3 protein-coding genes are annotated in these 3,030 nt (G+C 62.0%); 2 read left to right on the top strand and 1 reads right to left on the bottom strand.

Features of this window, described 5'->3' with window-relative positions:
- Window positions 1-12: 12 nt before the first annotated feature.
- Window positions 13-1,041, bottom strand: a complete 1,029-nt coding sequence (locus tag VN856_RS11665; protein WP_325689123.1) for a Rieske 2Fe-2S domain-containing protein — start codon at window positions 1,039-1,041, stop codon at window positions 13-15.
- A 136-nt stretch (window positions 1,042-1,177) separates the two neighbouring features.
- Here VN856_RS11665 and VN856_RS11660 point away from each other — a divergent pair, with 136 nt between their 5' ends.
- Both VN856_RS11660 and VN856_RS11655 read left to right on the top strand, forming a co-directional pair.
- Complete coding sequence (locus VN856_RS11660; protein WP_325689121.1) at window positions 1,178-1,813, top strand: TetR/AcrR family transcriptional regulator; 636 nt, start codon at window positions 1,178-1,180, stop codon at window positions 1,811-1,813.
- An 11-nt stretch (window positions 1,814-1,824) separates the two neighbouring features.
- A complete protein-coding gene (locus VN856_RS11655; protein ID WP_325689119.1) occupies window positions 1,825-2,883 on the top strand; it encodes a dihydrodipicolinate reductase in 1,059 nt (352 codons plus the stop codon).
- Window positions 2,884-3,030 lie beyond the last annotated feature (147 nt).

Here is a 3,030-nt window from a genome sequence, read left to right as displayed (position 1 = left end):
CGATTGGGCCTTTCACTGAGCCTCAGCGGTGATGGATTGCAGCTCCGCGGCGCTGCCGCCTCGTCCGTCGGGATAGAACTGTTGGGCCCACTTGCGGATCGCGGTGAACCCTTCAAACTCCGAGGACGAAAGTGCGGGCGGGTCCGAATAGCGTTGGTGTGACCAGATGTGGACATCTTGCTTGAACTGCCGGATGACGTCCTGGGCGAACTCCTGCGCCTTTGTTTCGTGCCGAGGGGCATCTTTGCCGGGCACCCGTCCGATGTACACCGTGAACCGAACGTCAGAGGTGTGGTCGTCGACCGGGGTGGTGGCCGAGATCGTCCGGTTGTCGATCATGCCGGAACTTTTCGTCACCGCAATGCCAAGGCCGCCGTTGATCGCCTGGATGTTGCTGTCGATGTCGTCGATCGACTGGTTTTCGTCGCCTTCGAAGGTGATGGTGAAGTCGACGTAGGACGTCGGCTGATCGAAATCGTGCCGGGTGAAGACCGGCACGATCGGCGTCTTGTGCACGAACTTGAAGTGGGCGACGTCAACGCCGTTTTCCATCACGTACTGCGGATGCAATTCGCGATTCGGCTCGTGCAGGGTCTGGCGGGGGTAGTAGTCGGCCAGGCTGCTGCCGTCCTCGAAGCTGGCGAAGATGTCGGGCACATCAAAGAACGGCTCTCGGCCCTCGACGTCGTGCCAGATGTAGGCCGACTCGTTTCGTTCCACCACCGGGTAGGTGCGCATCTTTCGTCCGCGATTGGGTCGCTTCTCGTAGGGGATGCAGACGTTGCGACCCTCATGGTTCCACTGCCAGCCGTGAAAGGCGCATTCGATGACGTCGCCCTCGACATGGCCGCCGAAACCCAAGTGAGCGCCCAGATGTTCGCAGTAGGCGTCCATTACCGTCAGTCGTCCCGACTGCGCCCGCCAGGCCACCATTTCTTGACCGAAGTAATGCATCTTGTGCACGTCGCCGGCGGAGATCTCGTCGGACCACGCGATTTGGAACCAACCGGTCGGCTTCATCGATAGCGGCGGCTTCGCCATCTGAGCTCCTTTTACTGGCGTGTGGGGCTGTACCGGAGAATCGTCCAAGCAGGAAGCATAGTAGCTTCAATGAAAAAATCATAGAATGTTCTCTGTATCTGACTGAAGTGAGTGGTGGGGCCGTACCATCTGCACAATGACCGACGCCGGCATTCAGCCGCAGCGCACCAACCGGCGGGGCGATGCCACCCGCCAGAACATGCTGGAGGCCGCCCTGAAGGCACTGGCTACCGGCGATCCCGGTGCGGTGTCAGCGAATCGGATCGCAAAGCAGATCGGCGCCACCTGGGGTGTGGTGCAGTACCAGTTCGGCGGCGCCGACGGTCTATGGGCCGCGGTGCTTCACCGCACTGCCGAGCACCGGGCAGACGTATTCGCGCCTACCGACGCCGCGGCGCCGTTACGACAACGTGTCGCGGCCATCATCGACACCCTGTACGAGGGCCTGACCGCGACTGACTCGCGGGCGATCGAGAACCTGCGCGCCGCGTTGCCGCGCGACCCCGCCGAGCTCGAACGCCTCTACCCGCGCACGTCCGCAGAACTCCAGTCGTGGGGGCGAGGTTGGCTCGCAACCTGTCAGAATGCCTTCGCCGACTTGAACATTGACCCCGAACGAGTGCGCTCAGTCGCCACCTTTATTCCGGGAGCGATGCGCGGCATCACCTCAGAGCGCCAGCTCGGCAGCTACTACGACCTCGACCTCGCGCGGCAAGGTCTAACGGATGCGATTGTGGCGTACCTGGAGCAGTCGAATTCCCGCAAGAGATGAAAGTTGGCGGCATGCCCAATGATGTTCTGCGCGTTGTGCAATGGACGACGGGCAATGTCGCCGCCGAAGCCGTGAAGGCGCTATTGACGCGTCCCGATCTTGCGCTCGTTGGCGCCTACGCGTACTCGCCTGAAAAGGTCGGCCTCGACATTGGAAAGCTATGCAATCTCGGCACGGACGTAGGTGTTTACGCGACCAATGACGTCGATGCACTCTTGGAGCTGCAACCGGACTGCATCATCTACACGCCGCTGCATTTTGACGTTGTCGAGGTGCAACGCATCCTGCGAGCGGGCGTCAACATCGTTACCAGTGCGGAGTTCTTGACGGGCATGAATCTGTCCGACAGTGATCGCGCGGCTATCGAAGCCGCAGCCCGCGACGGCGATGCCACGATATTCGGCAGCGGCATGAATCCCGGGTTCGCCCAGATGGTCGCCGCTGTCTCCAGCGGCGTATCTACCAACGTCCGCAAGGCGTCGATGACGGAGTCCGTGGACGTGTCGCGGTTCATCGGTGATGCCAACTTCCAGTCCGTCGGCTGGGGCCGGCCACAGGGCGACCCAGGCCACGCTGACGACGTCCGTCGCGGCACCGTCGTGTTTGCCGAAGCCGTCGACGTCTTCGCCCGGATGATGCGGATTGACCTCGATGAGATCCTGTGCGACGTCGAATTTGCCTACGCCACCGACGACGTCGTGGCCGACGGGGTATCGATACCGGTCGGCCATGTCGGCGGCATGAACGTGAAGTGGTACGGCAACGTCAACGGCACCGAAGTCCTCGCCGTCAATCAACGTTGGATCGCCACCCAATCGCTGGACCCGGCATGGACGGTGGAACACGGATACCGCATCGAGATCCTCGGCGATCCGAGTGTGTATGTGAAGGTCGATATGCTGCCAACCGCAGAAGATCTCGCCGACCTGACTCCCGAACGGATGCGCGGCATCGGACTGCGCATCACCGCCGCGCCCCTCGTGAACGCGATACCCGCGGTCTGCGCGGCGACATCAGGAATCGCCACCTACGCCGAGCTGCCCGCCATCTCCGCTCGCCTACTCGCTTAGGGCCGTGATGGATGCCGGGTCAGCATCGAACGACTGCTAGATCGCACCAACGACATTCAGATCTGCGAGGACGCAGACGGCCCGTGGGGCAATGCATGTCGACCATGGGTCGCGGGGATTCTCTTGCCCCACAAAGAATCCCGTCTA

It is taken from the genome of Mycobacterium sp., from assembly GCF_035603715.1.
Classification (GTDB): domain Bacteria; phylum Actinomycetota; class Actinomycetes; order Mycobacteriales; family Mycobacteriaceae; genus Mycobacterium.
The sequence above is the reverse complement of the archived record's forward strand: the minus strand, read 5'-3'. Positions and strand labels throughout refer to the sequence as shown.

Bases quoted from the DNA above. Each gene is read 5' to 3' on its own strand.
- VN856_RS11665 (WP_325689123.1), bottom strand. From the start codon at position 1,041: ATGGCGAAGCCGCCGCTATCGATGAAGCCGACCGGTTGGTTCCAAATC.
- VN856_RS11660 (WP_325689121.1), top strand. From the start codon at position 1,178: ATGACCGACGCCGGCATTCAGCCGCAGCGCACCAACCGGCGGGGCGAT.
- VN856_RS11655 (WP_325689119.1), top strand. From the start codon at position 1,825: ATGCCCAATGATGTTCTGCGCGTTGTGCAATGGACGACGGGCAATGTC.